The sequence below is a fragment of the Stenotrophomonas sp. SKA14 genome, from assembly GCF_000158575.1.
GTDB lineage: Bacteria > Pseudomonadota > Gammaproteobacteria > Xanthomonadales > Xanthomonadaceae > Stenotrophomonas > Stenotrophomonas forensis.
Map to the genome: position 1 here is coordinate 2,545,815 of NZ_DS999412.1, position 21,455 is coordinate 2,567,269.

General features: G+C 67.8%; 18 protein-coding genes. 5 read left to right on the forward strand and 13 right to left on the reverse strand.

Annotated elements, in window-relative coordinates:
- Positions 1-6: 6 nt before the first annotated feature.
- The 11 genes from SSKA14_RS11590 to SSKA14_RS11640 form a co-directional block, all read right to left on the reverse strand.
- Positions 7-477: a DUF3613 domain-containing protein gene (locus SSKA14_RS11590; RefSeq protein WP_008267662.1), complete on the reverse strand. Its 471-nt coding sequence runs from the start codon at positions 475-477 to the stop codon at positions 7-9.
- Complete coding sequence (locus tag SSKA14_RS11595; RefSeq protein WP_008266491.1) at positions 474-1,355, reverse strand: hypothetical protein; 882 nt, start codon at positions 1,353-1,355, stop codon at positions 474-476. The genes SSKA14_RS11590 and SSKA14_RS11595 overlap by 4 nt, the downstream gene beginning before the upstream one ends.
- A complete protein-coding gene (locus SSKA14_RS11600; RefSeq protein ID WP_008265073.1) occupies positions 1,355-2,290 on the reverse strand; it encodes a type II secretion system F family protein in 936 nt (311 codons plus the stop codon). The genes SSKA14_RS11595 and SSKA14_RS11600 overlap by 1 nt, the downstream gene beginning before the upstream one ends.
- A 28-nt stretch (positions 2,291-2,318) precedes the next feature.
- Positions 2,319-3,275 (reverse strand): type II secretion system F family protein, encoded by a 957-nt coding sequence (locus SSKA14_RS11605; RefSeq protein ID WP_008268454.1) that lies wholly within the window; start codon positions 3,273-3,275, stop codon positions 2,319-2,321.
- A gap of 2 nt (positions 3,276-3,277) precedes the next feature.
- A complete protein-coding gene (locus tag SSKA14_RS11610; RefSeq protein ID WP_008265078.1) occupies positions 3,278-4,627 on the reverse strand; it encodes a CpaF family protein in 1,350 nt (449 codons plus the stop codon).
- The gene (locus SSKA14_RS11615; protein ID WP_008268187.1) at positions 4,612-5,868 is read right to left on the reverse strand and encodes a fimbrial protein; all 1,257 of its coding nucleotides are present in this window, start codon (positions 5,866-5,868) and stop codon (positions 4,612-4,614) included. The genes SSKA14_RS11610 and SSKA14_RS11615 overlap by 16 nt, the downstream gene beginning before the upstream one ends.
- Positions 5,869-5,895: 27 nt before the next feature.
- Complete coding sequence (locus SSKA14_RS11620; protein ID WP_040007541.1) at positions 5,896-7,254, reverse strand: type II and III secretion system protein family protein; 1,359 nt, start codon at positions 7,252-7,254, stop codon at positions 5,896-5,898.
- A gap of 18 nt (positions 7,255-7,272) precedes the next feature.
- Positions 7,273-8,304, reverse strand: a complete 1,032-nt coding sequence (gene cpaB, locus SSKA14_RS11625; protein WP_008265746.1) for a Flp pilus assembly protein CpaB — start codon at positions 8,302-8,304, stop codon at positions 7,273-7,275.
- 23 nt (positions 8,305-8,327) lie between these two features.
- Complete coding sequence (locus tag SSKA14_RS11630) at positions 8,328-8,804, reverse strand: TadE/TadG family type IV pilus assembly protein (protein WP_008264826.1); 477 nt, start codon at positions 8,802-8,804, stop codon at positions 8,328-8,330.
- Positions 8,801-9,346, reverse strand: coding sequence for a prepilin peptidase (locus SSKA14_RS11635; RefSeq protein ID WP_040007543.1), 546 nt, complete (start codon positions 9,344-9,346; stop codon positions 8,801-8,803). The genes SSKA14_RS11630 and SSKA14_RS11635 overlap by 4 nt, the downstream gene beginning before the upstream one ends.
- Before the next feature lie 105 nt (positions 9,347-9,451).
- On the reverse strand, positions 9,452-9,640 hold the full coding sequence (locus tag SSKA14_RS11640) for a Flp family type IVb pilin (protein ID WP_008265706.1): 189 nt from the start codon (positions 9,638-9,640) through the stop codon (positions 9,452-9,454).
- A gap of 686 nt (positions 9,641-10,326) precedes the next feature.
- On the opposite strand from SSKA14_RS11640, the gene SSKA14_RS11645 reads away from it, so the two are divergent.
- The 4 genes from SSKA14_RS11645 to SSKA14_RS11660 all read left to right on the forward strand — a co-directional run bounded on the left by SSKA14_RS11645 (position 10,327) and on the right by SSKA14_RS11660 (position 19,287).
- Entirely contained in the window at positions 10,327-11,307 is a 981-nt protein-coding gene (locus SSKA14_RS11645) for a helix-turn-helix domain-containing protein (RefSeq protein WP_008267818.1), read from the forward strand.
- A 235-nt stretch (positions 11,308-11,542) separates the two neighbouring features.
- The gene (locus SSKA14_RS11650; protein ID WP_050413370.1) at positions 11,543-17,971 is read left to right on the forward strand and encodes an ESPR-type extended signal peptide-containing protein; all 6,429 of its coding nucleotides are present in this window, start codon (positions 11,543-11,545) and stop codon (positions 17,969-17,971) included.
- Positions 17,972-18,032: 61 nt separating this feature from the next.
- Positions 18,033-18,875, forward strand: a complete 843-nt coding sequence (locus SSKA14_RS11655) for an OmpA family protein (protein WP_008268215.1) — start codon at positions 18,033-18,035, stop codon at positions 18,873-18,875.
- Positions 18,876-18,996: 121 nt separating this feature from the next.
- The gene (locus tag SSKA14_RS11660; protein ID WP_019659952.1) at positions 18,997-19,287 is read left to right on the forward strand and encodes a hypothetical protein; all 291 of its coding nucleotides are present in this window, start codon (positions 18,997-18,999) and stop codon (positions 19,285-19,287) included.
- 80 nt (positions 19,288-19,367) lie between these two features.
- Here the strand turns inward: SSKA14_RS11660 and SSKA14_RS11665 are convergent, their stop codons facing one another.
- Entirely contained in the window at positions 19,368-20,195 is an 828-nt protein-coding gene (locus tag SSKA14_RS11665) for a class I SAM-dependent methyltransferase (RefSeq protein WP_008266790.1), read from the reverse strand.
- Positions 20,196-20,258: 63 nt separating this feature from the next.
- Between SSKA14_RS11665 and SSKA14_RS11670 the strand changes: the two genes are divergently transcribed.
- Complete coding sequence (locus SSKA14_RS11670) at positions 20,259-20,666, forward strand: MerR family transcriptional regulator (RefSeq protein ID WP_008266621.1); 408 nt, start codon at positions 20,259-20,261, stop codon at positions 20,664-20,666.
- Positions 20,667-20,722: 56 nt separating this feature from the next.
- Here the strand turns inward: SSKA14_RS11670 and SSKA14_RS11675 are convergent, their stop codons facing one another.
- Complete coding sequence (locus tag SSKA14_RS11675; protein WP_005409984.1) at positions 20,723-21,439, reverse strand: MgtC/SapB family protein; 717 nt, start codon at positions 21,437-21,439, stop codon at positions 20,723-20,725.
- Positions 21,440-21,455 lie beyond the last annotated feature (16 nt).

The window sequence follows — 21,455 nt, forward strand, 5'->3', positions numbered from 1 at the left end:
TCTACCTCAACGTCCGGATGAGGATGTTCCCTTGGACTTGCCGACATCGGTTTCAAAGAAATCGGGAATCTCGTGCTGGAAGCTCTTCAGGTAGCGCGCGTAACTCAGGGTGGCCTGGTCGCCGAGGATCGGCAGGCGCGGGCCGGCCTGCTGTCCCGAGGCCTGCAGCTGGAACAGGCTGCGCGTGGCGTCGCCGATCTCGCTGCGGCGTACCGCGGGCGCAGGTGCGGCCGCTGTGCTGGCGAGGTCGTAGGCAGCGGGTGATGCGGGTGCCGGTACCGGCACACGAGCCTCGGGCGCGGACACGTCGATCGTTGCCAGCGTTTCGGATTGCAGCGGTTGCGCTGCGGTTGCAGCGGGACGGGCACCGCCGAGCATCTGCCCGGTCAGCGGCTGTTGCTGTGCCTGGGCAGCTGTCGCCAGCAACAGGCCGCTCAGCGCGGGCAACAGGCGACGGGTCAGGAGCGGCTTGATCATGGCGTGTTCCCGGTGGGCTGGTCTGGGGTGCTGAAGCGTTCAAGCATCGAAGGTGGCAGGCGCTGCGGATCCCGCGCATCGCGGATGTCGCGGCGCGCTTCGGCGGCCAGCCGGGCTGCGGCCTGCGGGCGGGCGGGCGTGCTGGCAACCGCGCGGGGGGCTGCCACCTCGCGTGCCGCTGCTGCAGCCTGGCGCTGCTGCAGGCGTGCGCGGATCTGCTCGGCCTGCTGCTGGATGCCGCGGCGGCTGTCTTCGTTGAGGTTGGCCTGCTGGGCCAGGCGCTCGGCCGTGGCGGTGTCGCCACGCAGCACCGCCCACAGCGCAAGGTTGGCCGTCGCCTTGGCATTGCCGGGTGACAGCTCGAGTGCCTTTGCCAGCGGCTCACGGGCCTGGTCGAACTGTCCGGCACGCAGCCGCGCGTAGCCCAGATCGCCGAGGTAGTCGGTGTTCAGCGGTTCCAGCTGGGTGGCCCGGGCCAGAGACTGCTCGCTGCCGGCGTCGTCATCGCGATGCGCGGCGATCAGGCCCAGGCCATGTGCGGCGGCGGCCGCCTGCGGCCCCGTGGACAGTTCACGGTAGAGCGCGATGGCCGCGTCGGCCTGCCCGGTCTCGCGCAGGGCATCGGCCTGCAGCAGCCGCAGCGCCGGGCGATCACCGTAGCGCTGGCGGAATGCATCGACGTGGGCCAGCGAGGCATACCAGGCGCCCTGCTGCTGCATGCGCGCAATCAGTTCCAGGTAAGCGTTGCGGCTGTCCTGTGGTGCCGGTTCGGGCGCGGCCAGGCTGGGCGCGCGCAGGTACTTCGGCGTGGTCGACGCGCAGCCACCGGCGACGGCGGCAAGGGCGAACAGCAGGCAGGCGGTGCGAAGGGCGGGCATCAGGTCGTTCCCATCGAGGACATGGTGGCGGCCAGCGCAACCAGCGCCGGGCCGGCAAGAACCAGCATCAGCGCTGGCAGCAGGGTCAGCATCATCACAACCGTCATCTTCACCGAGAGCTTGCCGACCTTTTCCTTCAGCGAGTTGCGGCGCTGCTCGCGCAGGCGGATGCTGAACTGGCGCAGTGGCTCCTGCACCGCGCCACCGTGTGCATGCACCTGCAGGATCAGTTGCACCAGGCTGCTCAGGTCGTCGTCACCGTAGACGTCACTCAGGCGGCGCAGTGATTGCGCGCGGGTGCGCCCGTGGGTGTAGGCCACGTTGGCTTCCTGCAGTTCGCCGCCGAGGATCGGCAGCGCATCACGCAGCTTGTCGCCCAGCGTCTGCAGGCTCTGGTCCATGCTGAATCCCACCCCCTGCAGCAGGCGCAGCAGGTCGATCAGCAACGGCAGCTCGTTCTCGACTGCACGGCGGCGACGCTTGACCCAGGCAGACAGGGCGAACTTGGGCAGCAGCAGGCCTGCGGCCAGCGCACCGATCACCACCATGATCTTCGCCAGCCCGGTCGCCTCGCTGAAGGCCAGCGCAAGGGCCAGTACCAGCAGCGCCAGCAGCAGGCGGACGCCGAGATAGATGGCGGTGCCGCGGCGCGTGTTCCAGCCGGCCAGATCCAGCAGCAGGCGATCCTCGTTGGCCAGCAGTGCGGCTTCCAGGCGGCCACCACTGAGCGAGCGGCCGAAGCGCTCCAGCCAGCCCAGCGAGTCGCGGCCCGTGGCTTCCACTTCGCGCGCCTCGTCACGCGGCTGCAGGGCGGTCTTGAGCGTGGCCGACGTGCGCTGTTCGCGATGGCTGCGGACCCAGCCGGCAAATCCGAGCAGGGCCACGCCCGCGGCCAGCACCAGCAATGAAAGCGCAAACCAGGTGCTCGCACTCATCGGGCTTCTCCAGGGGGACTGCGATGGCTCATAGCGATTTGGCCAGTCGATACAGCAGGAAAGCCCCCACCAGCTCCAGGCCCAACGCGATCAGCAGGACCTTGTGGCCGAGCGGCTCGTGCAGCACGGGCTGGAAGAAGTCGGGGCTGGCGATGGCCATCAGCACGGCGCTGGCCGGTGGCAGCAGGCCCAGCACCCAGGCCGACATCCGTGTTTCCGAGGTGGTCGCCGCCAACTCCTGCTGTGCCTGTTCCAGGTCGCGCATGAAGTCGCCCATGCGTTGCAGGATCTGGTCGGAGCGACCGCCGATGCGCACGCTGACGCCGATCACCACCGACAGCACCTTCAGTACATCCATGCGATAGGGCTGCGCGGCGAGTGACAACGCGCGATCCAGATCCATGCCGCTGCGGGCATAGCGTACCGTGGTGTCCAGCAGGCCGCGCAGCGGCGCGCTGGTCTGCATCGACGCAACCTGGAATGCCGCCTGCAGGCTGTTGCCCAGCGCGGTCAGGCGCACCAGGTTGTCGAGGAAATCGGGCAGCTGGTGCAGCAGCTGCGCGCGCAGCCGGGTGGTCCGGCGCATGATCCACAGCCAGCAACCGAGCGCGTACAGCAGCAGGGTCAGCGGGAACATCCACGCAGTGCCCAGCCGCAGCATGGCCGTCAGTGACAGCACCACCCCCGGCACCAGCAGCATCACCGGAAGTTTCCAGCCCGGTTGCAGGCCCGCACGTTGCATCAGTCCATTCCAGGGCAGCGGCCTGCGCCCGCTGCTGGCAGGCCGCGCGGGCTCGTTGGCGGCGGCACTGGCGATGCTGGCCGATGGCGAACTGGCTGTATTGCCACGGGCCAGCTGCTGCTCGGCATGCTGCAGCGAAGCCTGGCGTTGCTCGCGGGTGCTGGCCGTGCCCCACAGCCATGCCGCCAGCGCCAGCAGCACGGAGATGATGCTCAGCACGCCCAGCAGCAGACCGGTGCCCATGCTCAATAGTCTCCGTACAGCGATTCGCGCAGCAGCTGGCGGAACGGTTCCAGCTTGTGTGAGTGGGGCTGGAAGCCCAGGCCGATCCAGCGGTCGATCTCCCGGCCGTTCGCGTCGATCTGCAGTTCGTGCCGGAACATCTCCTGGGTGGTGATCAGGTTGTCGCTGACGCCGGTGATTTCCGTGATCGAGACCAGCACGCGGCGGCCGCTGCCCAGTCGCGAGATCTGCACGATGAAGTCGATCGCACTGGCAATCTGCCGGCGAAGGCTGTCCTCGCTGCCCTGGAAGCCGGCGAAACCTGCCAGCATCTCGATGCGGTACAGGCAATCACGCGGTGAATTGGCATGGATGGTCGCCATCGAGCCGTCGTGGCCGGTGTTCATCGCCTGCAGCATTTCCAGCACCTCGGCGCCACGGACTTCGCCGACCACGATGCGGTCCGGGCGCATGCGCAGGCTGTTGCGCACCAGGTCGCGGATGCTCACCGCACCGTGGCCTTCGGCGCCGCCGATACGGCTTTCCAGGCGCACCACGTGCGGGTGGTTGAGCGACAGTTCGGCAGTGTCCTCGACGGTGATCACGCGCTCGTTGGGCGGCACGTAGCTGGCCAGTGCATTCAGCAGCGAGGTCTTGCCGGAGCTGGTTCCGCCCGATACCAGGATGTTGCAGCGCCCCAGCACCATGGCTTTCAGCAGTGCCTGCATCGGCGCGTCGAAGGTGCCTTTGGCCAGCAGTTCGTCAGGCGTGAACGGGTCCTTGCGGAACTTGCGGATGGAGACCATGGGGCCATCCACCGCCAGCGGCGAGATGATCGCGTTCAGGCGGCCGCCATTGGGCAGGCGCGCATCGACCATCGGGTTGGAGTCATCCAGGCGGCGCCCCAGTGGCGCAAGGATGCGGCGCAGGATCCGCAGCAGGTGGGTATCGTCGGTGAAGCGCTGCGTGGCGCGCTTGAGCTGGCCGCTCTGCGAGACGTGCACGTCCTTGAAGCCGTTGATCAGGATGTCTTCGATCGTCGGGTCATGCAGCAGGTCGTCGAGCGGGCCGAAGCCGGTCAGCTCCTTGACCAGCCCTTCAGCGACCACCTGCATTTCTTCTTCGTTGATCGGGATGCGCCATTCCTGGATGAAGCCCACCGTCTGCACCTGCACCCAGCGTGCAATGGTGTCCGGCGCCCAGGAATCGATGTCGATGCGCTCGTCCTCGATGCTGTTGAGCAGGTGCTCGTGCGCGGCCGACAGCACCTTCTGGTACTGCTCGGTCTGCGCGAACGGCAGGTGGCCCGGCGGGTTGTCGGGCAGCACCGGGCGGGTGGCGGCATGCGGGAACGGGGTTACCTTGTCTTCCATTGCGATCCACCCAGGGCAAGGGAGAGTCTTTCCCGCAGTCCCTGTGCCTGCACCGGGCATGCAGCCGGGTCCAGGCGCGAAACGAGCGGGGCGAGGGCACGCAGGTAGGGGTCGCGCGGAGCGTCCTGCAGCAACAGGTGGCCCTGGCTGGCAGCAAGGCGGACGCGTGGACGTTCGGGCAAGGTGGCCAGCAGCGGCACCTCGAAGCGGCGTGCGATCTGCTCCGGGCTCATGCCGCTGCTGTCATCGTGGCGATTGATCACCAGCTGCAGCCGCTTCTCGCGTTCGCGCTGACCCGCCAGATGCTTCAGCGCCTGGTCGAGCGACACCAGGGTGGCGATCGAGGCGTCGGTGACCAGCCAGATTTCGTCGGCCTGGTCCAGCAGCAGCGGCGGCAATTGCCGCAGGGGGCAGCCGCCGGCATCGCACAGCACACTGGCGAAGACGCCGCGCAGGCGCTGCAGCAGTGCACCCGGATCGGAGGGCGGCACCGCGTCACTACCACCGGCCCGATCAAGCAGCACCAGTCCGGAGTCATGGCGGGCCATGGCGGTGCGGGCGAGGGTGGCGTCGATGCGGCTGGCGTTGCGCAGCGCGTCTTCGTAGTGGAAGCGGCTGTCCAGATTGAGGTACAGCGCGAGATCGCCGGACGGCTGTGCCAGTTCCATCAGCAGGCCATCCTGCTGCAGCGATTCGCCCTGGGCCAGGGCGCGGGTCTGCTGCGCGAGCACCGCCAGATGCGCGGCCAGGGTACTGGTGCCCACCCCGGCACGCACGCCCAGCAGCACGATCAGGCGGGCCTTGTGCGCCAGCTGTGGCGAGGCCGCCGGTCGCGGCGACAGCGCGCGGCGCAACGCGGCTTCGATGCCGGCGTTGTCGCTGTCCAGGTCCAGCACGTCGCGCAGGCCGGCGCGCAGCGCGATCACCACACCTTCGACCTGGCCGGCACTGGTAGCGCCGACCGCGACCAGCACCAGGTCCGGCTGTGTCTGCTGCAGCTGCTGGGCCAGTGCACTGGAGGCGGCCGCGTGTTCGGGGCGGAAATCGAGCAGCACCAGGCTCTGGCCCCCGCGTTGAAGGTCCTGTGCGGAGGTCGGCGCGTTGCTGTCCTGCCAGTGCAGGGTCGTGGTCGGCGGCAGCTTGGCGGCCAGCCGGGGCAGCAGATCGCGATCCATTCCGTACAGGACCAGGTTCATCGGTGGTCCTTGTGGATGCAGGGGCTGGGCGGTGGCGTAGGGCATGGTCGTGGTATCGCAGGCATCATGGAATCAGCGTGAGAAGCCGGGCACCGGATCCTGGCTGATCGGGCCGAGCAGCCACGAGCCCCATTCGGGCAGGTTCGGCTTGGCTTCGCGTGCGCCGGGCAGCGGCAGCTCGGTGTTGCGTGCCAGCGGCTGCACCAGCCGCGGCGTGACGATGATCACCAGTTCCTTGTCCTGTCGCTTGTAGTCGAAATTGCGGAAGAACGAGCCGATGATCGGCAGGTCACCGAGCAGCGGAATCTTGTTGACGCTGGAGACGACGTTGGAGCTGACCAGGCCGCCGATGACGAAGCTCTCGCCGTCACCCAGTTCAACCGTGGTATCGGCCCGGCGGGTGGTGATCGAAGGGATCTGCACACCATTGAGGGCAATGGAATTGCTGTAGTCCAGATCGCTGGCTTCCGGCGCGACCTTCAGTGCGATGCGGTTGGGTGCCAGCACGGTCGGGGTCACGGTCAGCCCGATGCCGAACGGCTTGTAGGTGATGGTGGTGGTGCCCAGGCCCTGCGGCTCCAGGATCGGCAGTTCGCCACCGGCCAGGAAACTGGCGCTCTGTCCGGACAAGGCGACCAGGGTGGGCTCGGCCAGCACGCGGGCCATGCCGTTGCTCTGCAGCAGGTCGACATCGGCATTCCACAGGCCCTTGGTGGAGCCGAACACCAGACGGAACGCCGAGGAAATCGGTGATGTCGACTCGTTGCCCGATTCGCCTTCCTTCATGCCGGGCAGGATGCCGGTGTTGCCGGGCAGCTGGCCACCGGGACGGGCGATGCCGTAGGCGAAGCTGCCGTTGCGGTTCTGGAAGCTGATGCCGATCTGCTTCAGGGCGGTCTTGTTGAACTCCACCACCTTGACCTCGACCTGGACCACGCCACCGCTGCTGACCGTCGATGCGTCGGCGAGCTGGCCCTCCTTGCCCAGTGCCATCGCCGCCGTCTGCTGTTCCTGCATGTGCGCAAGCACGCTGTCGGTGCTTCCCTGCAGCAGTCCCTGCTGGTCCTGCTGGGTGAACAGCAGGCCGCTCGTGCCGGTGTTCGCCGCGCCCTGCACAGCGCTCTGCACGCGCACCTGCACGCGCTGTGGCTCGGCCTGCTTGCGGTGCCACAGCAGCAGTGTGGTGGTGCCGGGCGCTTTGCCCACCAGCAGCGCCTGGCGCTGGCCGCGCAGCATCACGATGTCGGCGACACCGGGGTCGGCGATGGCCACGCGCTCGAGGTCGGCGGGCAGGCTCCATGGACGCTGCTCACGGGCCTGCAGCACCAGATCGTCGGCGGCCACGCTTGTTGCCGGTGCCAGCAGCACCAGCATCAGGGCCAGCCAGCGCTGGCGAGGGGAGGGGCGTGGAGACAGTCGGCGTTGGGTCATGGATGCACTCGGGGCAGGTCAGAGGGAACCACGGGGAGCGGAACTGTCACCCCGGATGATTTCAATGCCGGAGGCGCGTGGCGCACCATGGCGGCCGGCCGGTGCGCGCGGCGGCGCCTGCGGGTTGACACGCGTCGGGGCGGCGCCACGCCCGGCCAGCGCATCGCCATCGATGCCTGCGAAGGCGTGGTTTTCGGGTCGCTGCAGGGCCACCTGCTGCTCTGCATCCAGTCCGCGCAGCGGGTCGATCACGCCCGGCGCCTGCGGGAACAGGGCAAGGTCGGGCAGCCCGGTATCGGCCGGATTGCGCAGCGCCAGGAACAGCTTGCCCTGCTGGGCGCCAAGCAGCAGCCGGTTGGCGTCCGCCACTGGTACCGCCAGTACCGCGCTGCGTGCCGGCTGGCGGGTCTCGTCGCTGGCGCCATGACTGTTGCCGGTGATGTCCGCCGCGCGTGCGTCGTTTCGTTCGCTGCCATCGGTGCTGGCGGCGGTGTCGCCTGGGTTCGGCGCGATATCCTGCTGGCCATAGCTCAGCACGCGCAGGCGCGACAGCAGCAGGCGCGCCTGTGCGGCCTCGCCCGGACCCCCTGCGCTGGGCTGGGCGGTACGCAGGTTGAGGAACACATCGACGAAATCGCCGGGGAGGATGCGATTGCCCGCGCCGACCAGTTCGTCGACCGGTACCGCCAGTGCGCGCTCACCGGGCCGCAGCTGCAGCGAGAAGCCCTGCGCGAGGGCCGAGGTGCTGATTGCGCTGCCTTCAGCAATGTCCTGGACCGGAACCTTGCCGACCACGGTGGACATGCTGGTCGCGGCGCCGGCGACCGGCGTGGTGCGCTGGGCCAGTCGCAGCCCATTGGCGGTGATCGGCTCGCCGGCCGGCAGCCGGGCGACGGCTTCGACCACCGTGATGGCCTGCGGGTCCGCGCTGGCAACCGGCGCCACATGTACCGGCGCGTCAGGCTTGCGGCCGATCATCAGTGCAATCACGGCCAGCAGCACGGCCAGACCGATCAGGGCGACGGCGGCGATGCGGGTCAACTTGAGCATGGAACCGTCTCCTGTACCAATCGTCAGGTGCCGCTGCCGAGGTCGAGCTGGGCGACCGCGACGCTGCGGATGGGAGCCTGCATCACCCACCCGTAGAGGGTGGCGGTGCCGGGCAGGAAGGGGTGGCCCGCATAGTCGTAGCTGACCGTGACGGTGATGCACTGCGCGGCGGGCAGCCCTGCACACGGCGCGGGCGCGGCGACCACGATGGCATTGCTGCCTCCCGCGCTGCAGTCCACGTCCTGCTTGGAAAACTGCAGCAGCCACTGCATTGAGGTGCGTGCTGCGACGCAGGCCGCAGTGCGGCGCTGGGCGTTGGTGCCGTAGCGCAGGGAGGCGCGTGCTCCCTCTGCGGATGCGGTCGCCAGCGTCTGCTGCGCGGCCATGATCATCACCCCGGTGAAGGTGAACAGCAGCAGCGGCAGCAAGCCGAGCATCAGCATCAGTGCGAATTCGATGCTGGCCACGCCGCGTTGCCGGCGACGGCTGCGAGTGTTCATGAAACACCTCCGTAGACCTGGATGATGATCCAGCCGATGGCCGACAGCGCCAGATAGGCAGCGTAGGGAATGCCGTAGCGTCCCTGCCGTGCGCTCTGCAGTTCGCGCAGGGCAGGATGGGACTGCCACTGCGAGCTGGCCCGGGTCATCTGCAGCTGCAGGCCGGTCGGCAGCATGGGGCCGAGGCGGCGCGAGGCCAGCACCACCAGCGCATGAAGCCCGGCGCCGAGGCTGGCGGTCACCCAGATCGGCAGCAGCGCTTCCAATCCCAGCAACAGGCCCAGCACCGCAAAGAATTTCACGTCGCCCGCGCCCATCCAACGTACGGCGTAGAACGGCAGCAACGCGACCAGGCCCAGTGCCGCGCCGGCAACGTGGGATCCCCACGGCAGGCGCGGCGTACTGAACTGGCCAGCGATCAACAGCGGTACAGCCAGCGCGCACGCGGCAAGCAGCCAGGCGTTGGGCACCCGGCGGGCATACAGATCGCTGATCGCGATCCGCAGGCACACGCCGATGGCCAACAATCCCAGCAGTGTCATCGCACACTCCGTCGCCCGATACCGGGCTGTCCCTGGAAACTCCCCGACCTTGCTTCCGGTAGTTTCACTATTACCGGTGTTTGGATCGGTCCATATCCGCCGCGTTTACTTCGCCGCCGTGGTGGCGTCCTTGGCGATGTCCGTCAGGTGCGTGAAAAGCGTTGTGAAAAACGAGGTGATCTGGGTGCGGCCGACCGCGATCAGGACACCGGCAATGACCGCTGCCAGCAATCCATATTCAAGCGCGGTAACGCCGTCTTCTTCCTTCAGGAACGTGCGGATCGAAGCGTTCATGGTGATTTTCTCCCTCTACCTGTCTGCTGCAGGACACCTGTTGGGCGGTGGCCCGGCTCCGCCGGGATCGTCCGTGGACCCCCGCGCGTCCTGGCGGGGGAGGCACGACGGGGTGTGCCCGCCGTGCTCAAGCAGGGTGATCGGCCCAGGGGAAAATGCCGGCCGCGCGCCGTCCACCGCGCGACGCTGCGCCGCTGGTCGGAATGTCGTGCAATACGGCCATGGTCATGTGCTCCCCCAGGGTGCGGCCGCGTTGTAGTGGCCGGATCACCGTGTTATCGACTTTGCCTGAATGGCGGTTGGCTGCAACTGGAACCTATATGCAAATTCGGCAGAAACCCGTCAATGCTTAAACTTTCAGGCTGTTTCTGTGACGCAAATCCGTTCGCCGGCAAAACGATTCACTGACGTGCAGATAATGTGATGCTCTTTCGATCACATGCGAAAATCGTGCCAGTCGCAGCCACATTTTCTTCACCTGTGTATCTATTTTCTTCAATGCAGGCTGCGGGTTTACCCAAGTGGATTATCGGGCATACTCAACTTCAGGTTGTGGCAATTCCCGGGCAGTTTGCATGGCAATGGCTGCGTCCGTCCCGGCAACGACGGATGTTCGTGGAAAGGTGTGGCCCTGTCAGGCAGTGGGGGCCGCAGCGTGTGACGGATCAATGGGGGATGACACTGTCATGGTCGATGGTGGGGTAGGAGACAGCGACGACAGCGGCCTGCGATCAATCGATCTGGCGACGCTGAGCGGCGTACTTCGTGTGTGCGATGTCGAACTGTTGCTGCTCGATGGCAATGGGCCGCGGGCGGCATTCGCTTCGCGTGTGCATGAGGAAGCCCTGTTCTGCAGCATCAGCTGCGGATTCCATTGCCGCGGCCGTTTCATGCTGCCACCGGACTGGGCGATGCTGGGATACCTGCACGCGACCGACGAGACGCTGAGCTGGTGCCACGGCGTTCCACTGACGCCGGGAATGGCGTTGACGGTAATGCCGGAGGGCATCAGTGAGTTCACGCTGAGCCCTGGTACGCATCTGACCCTGATGCTGGTGCCGGTTGCCCGCGTGCAGCGCAAGCTGACCGAGCTGAGCCTGCGCAGCACGCCACCGGCTGGACAAGCACTTTCGTTGTTCAACCTGTCCAGCGAATCGGCGCCGCTTGCGCGTCATTATCAGCAGTTGCATGTCCAGCTGGGGCAGGGCGGCAACCTGGAGCCAGAAGAAGCAGAGCGCTTGCTGCACGAGCATGTACAGTCGCTGCTCGGGGCCGGTGCTTCCGATCGGCCCGGCTGCAGCCGCGCGCGGCGAACGCATTATCTGATCGCGCAGCGCGCGGAAAACTTCATGCGCCTCAACCTGCGTCGCAACATCTACATGAACGAGATATGCGATGCGGCCGGGGTCAGCGAGCGCGGCCTGCGCTACGCCTTCGAAGACCTGTTCGGCACATCGCCCAACCGCTATCTGTCGATGCTGCGCCTGTGCGCGGCCTGCCGCAGCCTGTCGATGGCTGATTCCAGCCGGCGCTCGGTGAAGGCTATCGCACTCAGTTGCGGGCTCTGGGACCTCTCCCGATTCGCCGACAACTACCGCAAGGTATTCGGTGAACTGCCGCGCGATACCCTGATGCGCGCCCCGGCGCAGATTGGCCAGCCGGCCTGAATCAAGCGGCACAAGGGTTTTTTCGTGGTTTCTGCCGGAATTGCACATCCGCTTGCCGATATGGTTGCCGCTTCTGCATAACCGGCTGCCGATTCCGGCCGTGGATTTGCCGGAATGCGCGATTGCCGTGCCGGAATGAAGTGCGCCGTGGCTTCCGCCCGCGCTGAAATGTCAGTCACCTGCCTAGCGGCAAGTCCACTGACATTCCAGTTGTTCGCCTACGGGGGAAATGCTCATGAACCGCATCTACCGGCGTGTATGGAACCGCCAGCTCAATGCTCTGGTTGTGGCCTCGGAACTGGCCACGGGCGACAGCGGTGGCAGCGCTGCCCGTGACCCGCGCAGTATCCTGCTGGTGCCGACCGCCCTGGCCCTCGCCCTGCTGTGTGCGCTGGTCAGCGGACATGCGGGGGCATCCGAATCGAATCAATCGCTGCGCGATCTGCAGGCGCTTGCAGCCAAGTACACGCAGCCGATGCCGGTCAAGGTTGATGCCGAAGTTGCATTGGCGGCTGCCGCGCGACAGGCGCAGAGCAGCCCGGCAATCAGCGCGGATGCGCGCGTTGGCCTGCAGTTGAGCACGGCGTCGCTGCCGGTGGTGCGCGATGTGCTGCCGGCCACCGTACAGGTGAAGCTGGCCGCCGGCAGCACGCCAAAGCAGGTGGCCGTGCCTGGCCTTGCGGCCGACGTGCGCGCCAGCGTAGGCCTGGGCAACGCAGCGTTGCGTGCCGCGCAGGTGGAGGCATCGCTGGCTGCACAGGTCGCACCGGCGGCGCAGGCGCCGCTGGGCATTGCCGCAGACGCACGCGCCAGGGCCAAGGTCGGTCTTGCGGGCGCGCAGGTGGCGTCGATTGACAGCAGTGCCAAGGCTGCGGCCGGCGTCAGTGCTGCGTCGGCGGGAGGGTTGCCAGGCTTGAAGGCAACGGCAGCTGGAGCGCTGGACGCGAAGCTGAAGATGGCAGGTCACCAGATCGACGCTCAAGGCCAGGCCAAGGCGACGGCAGCGGTCACGCTGCCGGCCAAGGAAGAGTTGCCGGGAGAAACCCATGACCGTGCGATCACCGCGGCCTTCGACACCGGCGTAGCCGGCAAGGTGCGCGTGCAGGCACCGGATGGGCAGGAAGTGGTAGCGGATCGCAATCTCAAGCTGGCGGGTCAGGCGACCGTTGCGGCGCAGAACAGCGCGCTGGGTGTGGGTGGCCTGGTTGGCGGTGTGGTGGGCGCCGCTGGGAATGCTGTCGGTGGCGCCCTCAATGGCACGGTTGGCAGCGTAGGCGGTGCCGTTGGCGGCACGCTCAACAACGCCGTGGGCACCGTCGGTGGCGCGTTGAATGGTGCGGTCGGCACGGTCGGTGCAGTGGGGGGCGCCGTCGGCGGCGCTCTCAACGGCACGGTCGGCAACGTGGGCAGTGCCGTCGGTGGCACGCTCAACAACACCGTGGGTGCTGTGGGTGGCGCAGTGAATGGTGCTGTCGGCACCGTCGGTGCGGTGGGCGGCGCCGTCGGCGATGCCCTCAACGGCACGGTCGGCAGCGTGGGTGGTGCCGTAGGCGGCACGCTCAACAACACCGTGGGCGCCGTGGGTGGCGCATTGAACGGTGCGGTCGGCACAGTCGGCGCGGTGGGTGGCGCCGTCGGTGGTGCTCTCAACGGCACGGTGGGCAGCGTGGGCAGTGCCGTCGGTGGCACGCTCAACAACACCGTGGGTGCTGTGGGTGGCGCATTGAACGGTGCGGTCGGCACAGTCGGCGCGGTGGGTGGCGCCGTCGGTGGTGCTCTCAACGGCACGGTGGGCAGCGTGGGCAGTGCCGTCGGTGGCACGCTCAACAACACCGTGGGTGCTGTGGGTGGCGCATTGAATGGTGCGGTCGGCACAGTCGGCAGCACAGTGGGTGGTGCTCTCAACGGCACCGTTAGCAACGTAGGCGGTGCCCTGGGAGGCACGCTCAACAATACCGTAGGCGCCGTCGGTGGCGCAGTGAATGGTGCTGTCGGCACCGTCGGTGCGGTGGGCGGCGCCGTGGGCGGCACGCTCAACAACACCGTAGGCGCCGTGGGCGGCGCATTGAACGGCGCGGTCGGCACAGTCGGCGCGGTGGGTGGCGCCGTGGGTGGCGCCCTCAACGGGACGGTCGGCAACGTGGGCGGTGCCGTAGGCGGCACGCTCAACAACACCGTGGGTGCTGTGGGTGGTGCATTGAACGGCGCGGTCGGCACAGTCGGCGCGGTGGGTGGCGCCGTCGGTGGTGCCCTCAACGGCACGGTCGGCAGCGTGGGCGGCGCCGTGGGCGGCGCATTGAATGGCACTGTCGGTACGGTCGGCAGCGCAGTCGGTGGTGCGCTCAACGGCACGGTCGGCAGCGCGGGTGGTGCCGTAGGCGGCACGCTCAACAACACCGTGGGTGCTGTGAGTGGCGCGTTGAACGGTGCTGTCGGTACCGTCGGTGGTGCGCTCAACGGCACGGTCGGCGGCGTGGGTGGTGCCGTAGGCGGCACGCTCAACAACACCGTGGGTGCTGTGAGTGGCGCGTTGAACGGTGCTGTCGGTACCGTCGGTGGTGCGCTCAACGGCACGGTCGGCGGCGTGGGCGGTGCCGTAGGCGGCACGCTCAACAACACTGTGGGCGCCGTGGGTGGCGCATTGAACGGTGCTGTCGGTACCGTCGGTGGTGCCCTCAACGGCACGGTCGGCAACGTGGGCGGCGCCCTGGGCGGCACGCTCAACAACACCGTAGGCGCCGTCGGTGGCGCAGTGAATGGTGCTGTCGGCACCGTCGGCGCGGTGGGCGGCGCCGTCGGCGGTGCCCTCAACGGCACGGTCGGCAACGTAGGCGGTGCGGTGGGCGGCACGCTCAACAACACCGTGGGCGCCGTCGGTGGCGCATTGAACGGTGCCGTCGGCACGGTGGGCACGGTCGGAGGCGCGGTGGGTGGCGCAGTCAACGGTACGGTTGGCGCCGTAGGCAATGCAGTCGGCACCGTTGGCAACACTGTCGGCGGCGTGCTGAACGGCGCCACTGGCGGCGGCACCGGTGGCCTGGGCGGGGTGCTGGGCAACACGCTTGGCAACGTCGGCAGCGCCGTGGGCAACCTGCTCAATGGCAATCTCAATGGCACCCTCGGCAATCTGGGCAGCGCCGTGGGTGGCCTGGTCGGTGGCACGCTCAGCGGCCTCGGCCTGACCAAACCCTCCGCGATTCCGCCGACCAGTCCTAAGGCGCCGGCTGCTGCCGACCCCAATGCCGGCCTGATCATCGGCACCGGCGGCCTGGTCGGTAATGTTGGCCAGCTGATCGGTCCGACCACCACCAGCCTGTTCGGTGGCAACGGCTACCTGAGCAACGGCAATCTCAAGCTCAGCAATGCCAACGTGATGCAGACCTACTCGACGGTCAACGTGCTGGGTCTGCCGGTGGTCAACCTGTCGCCGGTCGGCAGCACGCTCAACGGCCTGGGCGGTGCGGTCACCGGTGGCAGCTCGCACCTGACCCTGATCGGTGGCGTCACCTCCGACAGCTACATCTACAACATCAACAACGGCAATCCGGGCGGCCTGCTTGGCCTGCTGCTGCCGAAGGATTCGCCGGCATGGGCGGCCAAGTGCCTCGACATCGCCCTGGCCGACATCTCCTGCTGGGCGGTCAATGCCGCACAGGATTACCAGGTGCTGATGGGTGACGGTGCCTTCGCCAACGGCTCCAAGGAAGTGGTGATCGGTGCCAACGCCCGCCACGAACTGCCGAAGGTGGATGCCAATGTCGCCTTCCCCGGTGCGGGCACCAACGATCCGAGCAACCCGACCGGCGTACCGACGGCTGACTATGCCGCGCGCATGGGCCACTCGGTGATCGTCGGTGACAGCGCCGTCGGCACCGCCAACGGACAGACCCTGCTGGGCGCGGAGGCCACCTCGAACCAGGCCAACTCGGTCGCACTGGGCTACCGCTCTGCCGCGCTGCGCGGTGCGCAGGCCAGCTACAGCGCCTATGGCCTCACCGCGCCGCAGGTCTCGGCCGGTGAAGTGTCGGTGGGTACCGCCGGCGGTGGCGAGCGCCAGATCACCAATCTCGCCGCGGGTAGCGCCAACACCGATGCGGTCAACGTGGCCCAGCTGAAGGGCGCGATCAGCCTGATCAACGGGGTTGCCGATGTCGCGGTGACCTACGATCTGGACGGTGCCGGCAACCCGAACTATCGCCGGGTCACGCTGGGCGCGGGCACCGGTACCACCACCATCGGCAATCTTGCCGGCGGCGCGGTCACCGCCGGCAGCCTGGAGGCGGTCAACGGCGGACAGCTGGCAGGCACCAATGCCGCCATCGCCAGCTTCTTCGGTGGTCGTGCGGCCTTCGACCCGGCCACGGGCGCCTTCACCGCGCCGCTGTTCGAGATCAGCACCATCTCCACCGGTGGTGCCATCGCCAAGGGCCTCTATACCAACGCTACCGATGCCTTTGCAGCGGTCGATGGATCGCTGGTCAACCTCAACACGCAGATCACCGACATCCGCAACGGCGGCACCAAGTACCTGCGGGTCAATTCCACCGGTACCGAAGCCGTGGCCAGCGGCACCGACTCGATCGCTGTGGGTACCAACGCCCGTGCGACCGCCGCCAACAGCATCGCCGTCGGTGCCGGCAGCCTGGCCGACCGTGCCAACAGCGTGTCGATCGGCGCGGCGGGTGCGGAGCGCCAGGTCACCAACATGGCAGCCGGTACCGCCGCCACCGATGCGGTGAATGTCGGCCAGCTGCAGGCGGCCGCGGCCGGCGCACTGCGCTACGACCTCAACGGCGACGGCAGCGTCAACTATGCCAGCGCCACGCTGGGCCAGGGCGGTACCGCCACCACGCTGCGCAACCTCGGCCCGGGCCAGGTGAGTGCCACCAGCAGCGAGGCGATCAACGGCGCCCAGCTGTTCGCCGCCAACCAGGCCGTGGCCACCCACCTCGGCGGCGGCGCGGCGGTCAACGCCAGCGGTGTGCTGACCGCACCGACCTACTCGATCAACAACATCGCCGCCAACGGCACCATCACCAAGGGCAGCTACAACGACGTCGGCACTGCCTTCGATGCGGTCAGCAACTCGCTGGCCAACGTCGCCGACCAGACCGGCGAGATCGACAAGCTGGCGGTGAAGTACGACGTCGATGGCAGTGGCAACGTGATCAACAGTGTCTCGCTGAAGGGCACCGGCACCGGAGCGGTGAAGGTGACCAACGTCGCCGCCGGTAGCATCCTGGCCGGAAGCAGCGATGCCATCACTGGCGACCAGCTGTTCAACACCCACAGCACCATCGCCAATTACTTTGGTGGCAGCACCGCCTTCAACGGCACCACCAACGTGTGGACCGCGCCGAAATTCAGCATCTCCAGCATCGCCACCGATGGCAGCTTCACCAGCGGCGACTACAACAACGTCACCGCGGCTTTCAACGCGGTGGACGGCTCGCTGAAGGTGCTCAACCAGCGCATCACCAACGGGGGCGGTGGCAGTGCCTACCTGGCGGTGAACTCGACGGCGGCGGCTGCCACCGCGGCCGGTGCCGAAGCGGTGGCGGTCGGCCCGCAGGCCAGTGCCGCAGGTGCCAACAGCGTGGCAGTCGGCAACGGCGCCAGCAGCAGTGCCGGCAACAGCGTCGCGCTGGGTGCCGGCTCGGTGGCCAGCGTCGGCGCGCAGAGCGGCTACACCGGCGCCTATGGGCAGACCGGTGGCAGCAACTCGGCCGGTGAAGTGTCGGTCGGCAGCACCGGCAACGAACGCAAGATCACCCATGTTGCCGACGGCTCCGACGACCACGATGCGACCAACGTAGGCCAGCTCAAGAACGGCGTGAACTACGCCATCGACCAGTCCAAGTCCTACACCGACCAGAAGATCCAGAACATCACCAACGTGGCCGGCAGCTTCCGTGCCAACAACACCAACAACCTGGCCGACCCGTCCGCCAGCGGTGCCAACTCGGCCGCCGGTGGTGCAGGCTCGACCGCTGCCGGTGCCAACTCGACCGCGCTGGGCAACGGTTCGCAGGCACAGGCCGACAACTCGGTGGCACTGGGTGCGGGTTCGGTGGCGAACCGGGCCAACACGGTCTCGGTCGGTGCCGCCGGTGCCGAGCGCCAAGTGGTCAATGTGGCCGACGGCTCGCAGGCCACCGATGCGGTCAACGTGCGTCAGCTGCAGGCCTCGCAGCAGGGCACGATCCGCTATGACACCACGGTCAACGGCGCCACCAACTACAACAGCGTCACCCTGGGCAGCACCGGGAGCGGTCCGACCACGGTCCGCAATGTTGCGGCCGGTACTGCCGGCACCGATGCAGTCAATGTCGACCAGCTGAAGTCGGGCATGGCGCAGACCCTGGACTGGTCGAAGGCCTACACCGACGAGCGCATGGGTGGCTTCGAGCGTGACCTGCGCAAGACCGACAACCGCGCCTCGGCCGGTATCGCCTCGGCGATGGCCACTGCGGCGTTGCCGCAGCCCAGCGAAGCCGGCCGCAGCATGGCTTCGATCGCCGCCGGCAGCTACAACGGTGAGTCGGGCGTGGCGCTGGGCATCTCGGGTGTTTCCGAAGGCGGGCGCTGGATCTACAAGTTCAGTGGTTCCACCAACAGCCGTGGCGAGGCCGGTGTGGCCGTCGGTGCCGGCATCCAGTGGTGATCGCCGCCGCCGGGCCGCCAACGCGGCCCGGCATCGCGGAAACGTCAACAGGGGGAATGACATGAAACAGCATCGCATCGCCCGGGCCGGCCACGCTGCCGCGACGCTGGGCCTGATCCTGGGACTCGGCCTGCTGGCCGCCTGCCGCAGCCATGCACCGGCCGCCGATGGCCCCGCCGAAACCACCGCCGTGCACTTCCCGGAGGCGTCGAAAGCCTCGCTGAAGGAAGGCACCTATCCCGACGTCGCCGATCTGCGCCGCTTTGCGCCGGGGATGAGCAAGCGCCAGCTTTACACCCTGCTGGGCACGCCGCACTTCAACGAAGGCATGTGGGGCGTGCGTGAATGGAACTACCTGTTCAACTTCCGGACCGCGCAGGGCGCGGAGTACTTCACCTGCCAGTTCCAGGTGCGCTTCGACGGCAAGGGCATTGCTCAGGCCGGGTACTGGAAGCCGGAATCGTGCGCGGCCGTGCTTGATCCGCCGCGGCCTCCGGCTCCGCCTGCACCCGCACCGGCGCCATTGCCGGAACAGCCGTTGCGGCTGTCTGCCGACGCACTGTTCGGCTTCGACAGTGCGAAGCTCAGCGCCGAAGGCCAGCAGGCCGTGCAGGGCATCCTGGCGCAGGTGCGCGAGGCGGCGCAGGTGCAGTCGATCCGGGTGACCGGGTACACCGACCGCATCGGCAGCGCCAGCTACAACCAGGCGTTGTCGCAGCGCCGTGCCGATGCCGTGCGCACCGCACTGGTGCAGGGTGGGGTGCCTGCCGGCAGCATCAGTGCCGAAGGCCGCGGGGCCGCCGAGCCGATCGTGCAGTGCGAGCAGCACAACCGCCGCGAGCTGATTGCCTGCCTGGCACCGAACCGGCGGGTGCAGATCGCGGGGATGGCCCATCCGCGCTGAGATTCCTGCGCCGGGGCATGACCCCGGCATTCCGAGTCCCCCCTGACCGTCGGCAGGACGTGGCAACGTCTCCCCCGTCATCCACGCCTGCCGGCGGCTCAGGTTTTCCATGGTGCACGCGATGAATGCCCAATTCCTGCCTCTTTCCATGAAGACGGAAACCACACTGAGTGTGTACGGCCAGCTCGGCAACCACGCCGTGGTGCGTATTCCCGGGCGGCGGCTGCCGGGATTGATCCTGCAGGCCGATACCGTGGCGGGGTTCCTGGCCCAGCTGCAGGAAGCCCAGGCCTGCCTGCGCAGCGGCCGCGCGCAGCGTACCGACGCCGAGCTGGACATGCTGATCGACGTCCTGCAGCAATGGTACGCGCTCATCGAATCGCGCCTGGCCGATGCCGGCGAGGCACTGTAGGAAAAAAGGGGACGGAGGGGATTAAGTCGTTTCCAGCACTGCCGGGGCAAGAACGACTTAATCCCCTCCGTCCCTTTTTTCTAGGCGCGGGCGCTTACGTGCCAGCAGGCGGCATCCACGCGCACGCGGTCGCCTTCGATGAAGGGGGTGAACGCCGCCAGGGCCTCCTCGCGGAGGGCGGTGGCACGGGCTTCCGGCATCGAGCGCAGGGCCAGTCCAAGCGGGCCCAACTGGCCTACATACGTCGGCAGGTCGTCATGGGCGATGGAGCAGGGCAGGTCCACCGCAACCACCTCGACATCCTTCCAGCCGGCGACCAGCAGCATCTGCCGTACGCGTTCGCCATCGGCGAAGGCGAACTGTCCCGGAGCGCCGGGCACGCGTGGCGGCAGATCCAGCGCATCACCAATGGCGCGCTCGGCGGTGGTCATGAACGGAATCTCATCTGCACCGCGCCAGGCGATGAAGCGTAGGCCGGCGCCGGGCAGCGCCGCGCGGTGCAGGTTGGCGAAGGCCGCGCCGCTGTCCTCAAAGAACATCACGCCCAGACGCGACTGGATCCAGTCGTAGTGTGCCGGCGGCAGCGGATGCTGCTGCGCATCGGCCACGATGAAGTCCGCCTCAAGTCCTGCGTCGGCGGCACGCTGACGGGCCAGGGCCAGCATCGGCGCCGAGATGTCCAGGCCGGTGCAGTGCGCCTCTGGTCGCGCCGCCGCGGACGCGAGCAGGCTGGCGCCGGTACCGCAGCCAATGTCCAGTAGTTGTGTGACGGTTTCCGGTAGTTCGCTGACCAGCAGATCGGCCATCGGCTGGAACAGGCCATCGAGGATGGCCTGTTGCGCGACCCATACCTGCCCGCCAGGGCCATTCCAGAGCGCGTTCTGATCAACCGGGGATGTGCTGGCCATGGCCTTGCCTTGCAGGGAAGTTGCCCATAGGTTGCCGCTTGAAGGCGACTTGAGGTCAAGCCCATGCGTGAACTGGATATCGGCGAGGTGGTGAAGCGCAGTGGCGTGCCGGCCTCGACACTGCGTTACTACGAACAGCTGGGGCTGTTGCAGGCCCTGGGCCGTCGCGGCCTGCGCCGGCAGTACGACGAGCAGGTGCTGGAACGGCTGGCGCTGATCGGCCTCGGCCAGGCGGCCGGGCTGTCGCTGCAACAGATCGGGGTATCGCTGCCGCCCCTGCGCGGATGCCTCGCGCTGGACCGGGACGCCCTGCTGGCACAGGCCGAGGTACTGCAGCGGCAGATCAACCAGCTGCAGCGGATACGCCGGCACCTGCAGCGTGCGGCGGCCTGCCCGGAGGCGCAGGATGCGCGCCGGTGCGGCTCATTCCGCAAGTTGTTGAGGGCCCAGCAGCGCATCGCGGGAGGGTGAAAGAAGCGCATCCACGCATGGCGTGGATCTACTGCACCACGCCATGCGTGGATGAATCAATCGCGGGTACTGACTTCCCAGGTGGCGTGCAGCACGCCCGGTACATGTTCCATCCGCGCCAGCACCACGTCCAGTTCATCAGCGCTCACGGCGGTGCTCACCAGGACCGCGATCACATCGGTGGGCGCGTCGGCATGTTCGACCACCTGTACATCGCCAACCGGATACTGTGCGGCCTCCAGCGCATCGACCAACCGCTCGCGCACGCGCGGCACTGCTTCGGCATCCACGCTCAGGCGCACCTCGTAGGTCGCTTCGGTCGCCGCCTCGTTGATCGGGATGCGGTTGATCGCATTCACCAGCGGCCGCAGCAGGGTGTTGCCGGCAATGATCAGCACGGTCAGCAGCACGCCCTCGGCCAGCATGTCCGCACCGGTGCAGCTGCCGACCGCCGCCGAGCACCACAGGGTGGCGGCGGTGTTCAGGCCGCGCACGTTCATCCCTTCCTTCATGATCACGCCGGCACCGAGGAAACCGACGCCGGAGACCACGTAGGAGATCACCCGCACCGCCTCGGCGCTGCCGGCGATGCGCATGCCCAGGTCGACGAAGGCGGCGGCCCCCACGGCCACCAGCACATTGGTGCGCAGGCCGGCGGTGCGCTGCCGGTACTGGCGCTCGGCGCCGATCAGCGTGCCCAGTACGAAGGCGGCCAGCAGGCTGACCACGGTGTCGGCGAAGGGGCCGGCCTGGAAGGTTTCAATGAAGCGCATGGCGCGAGTCTACCCG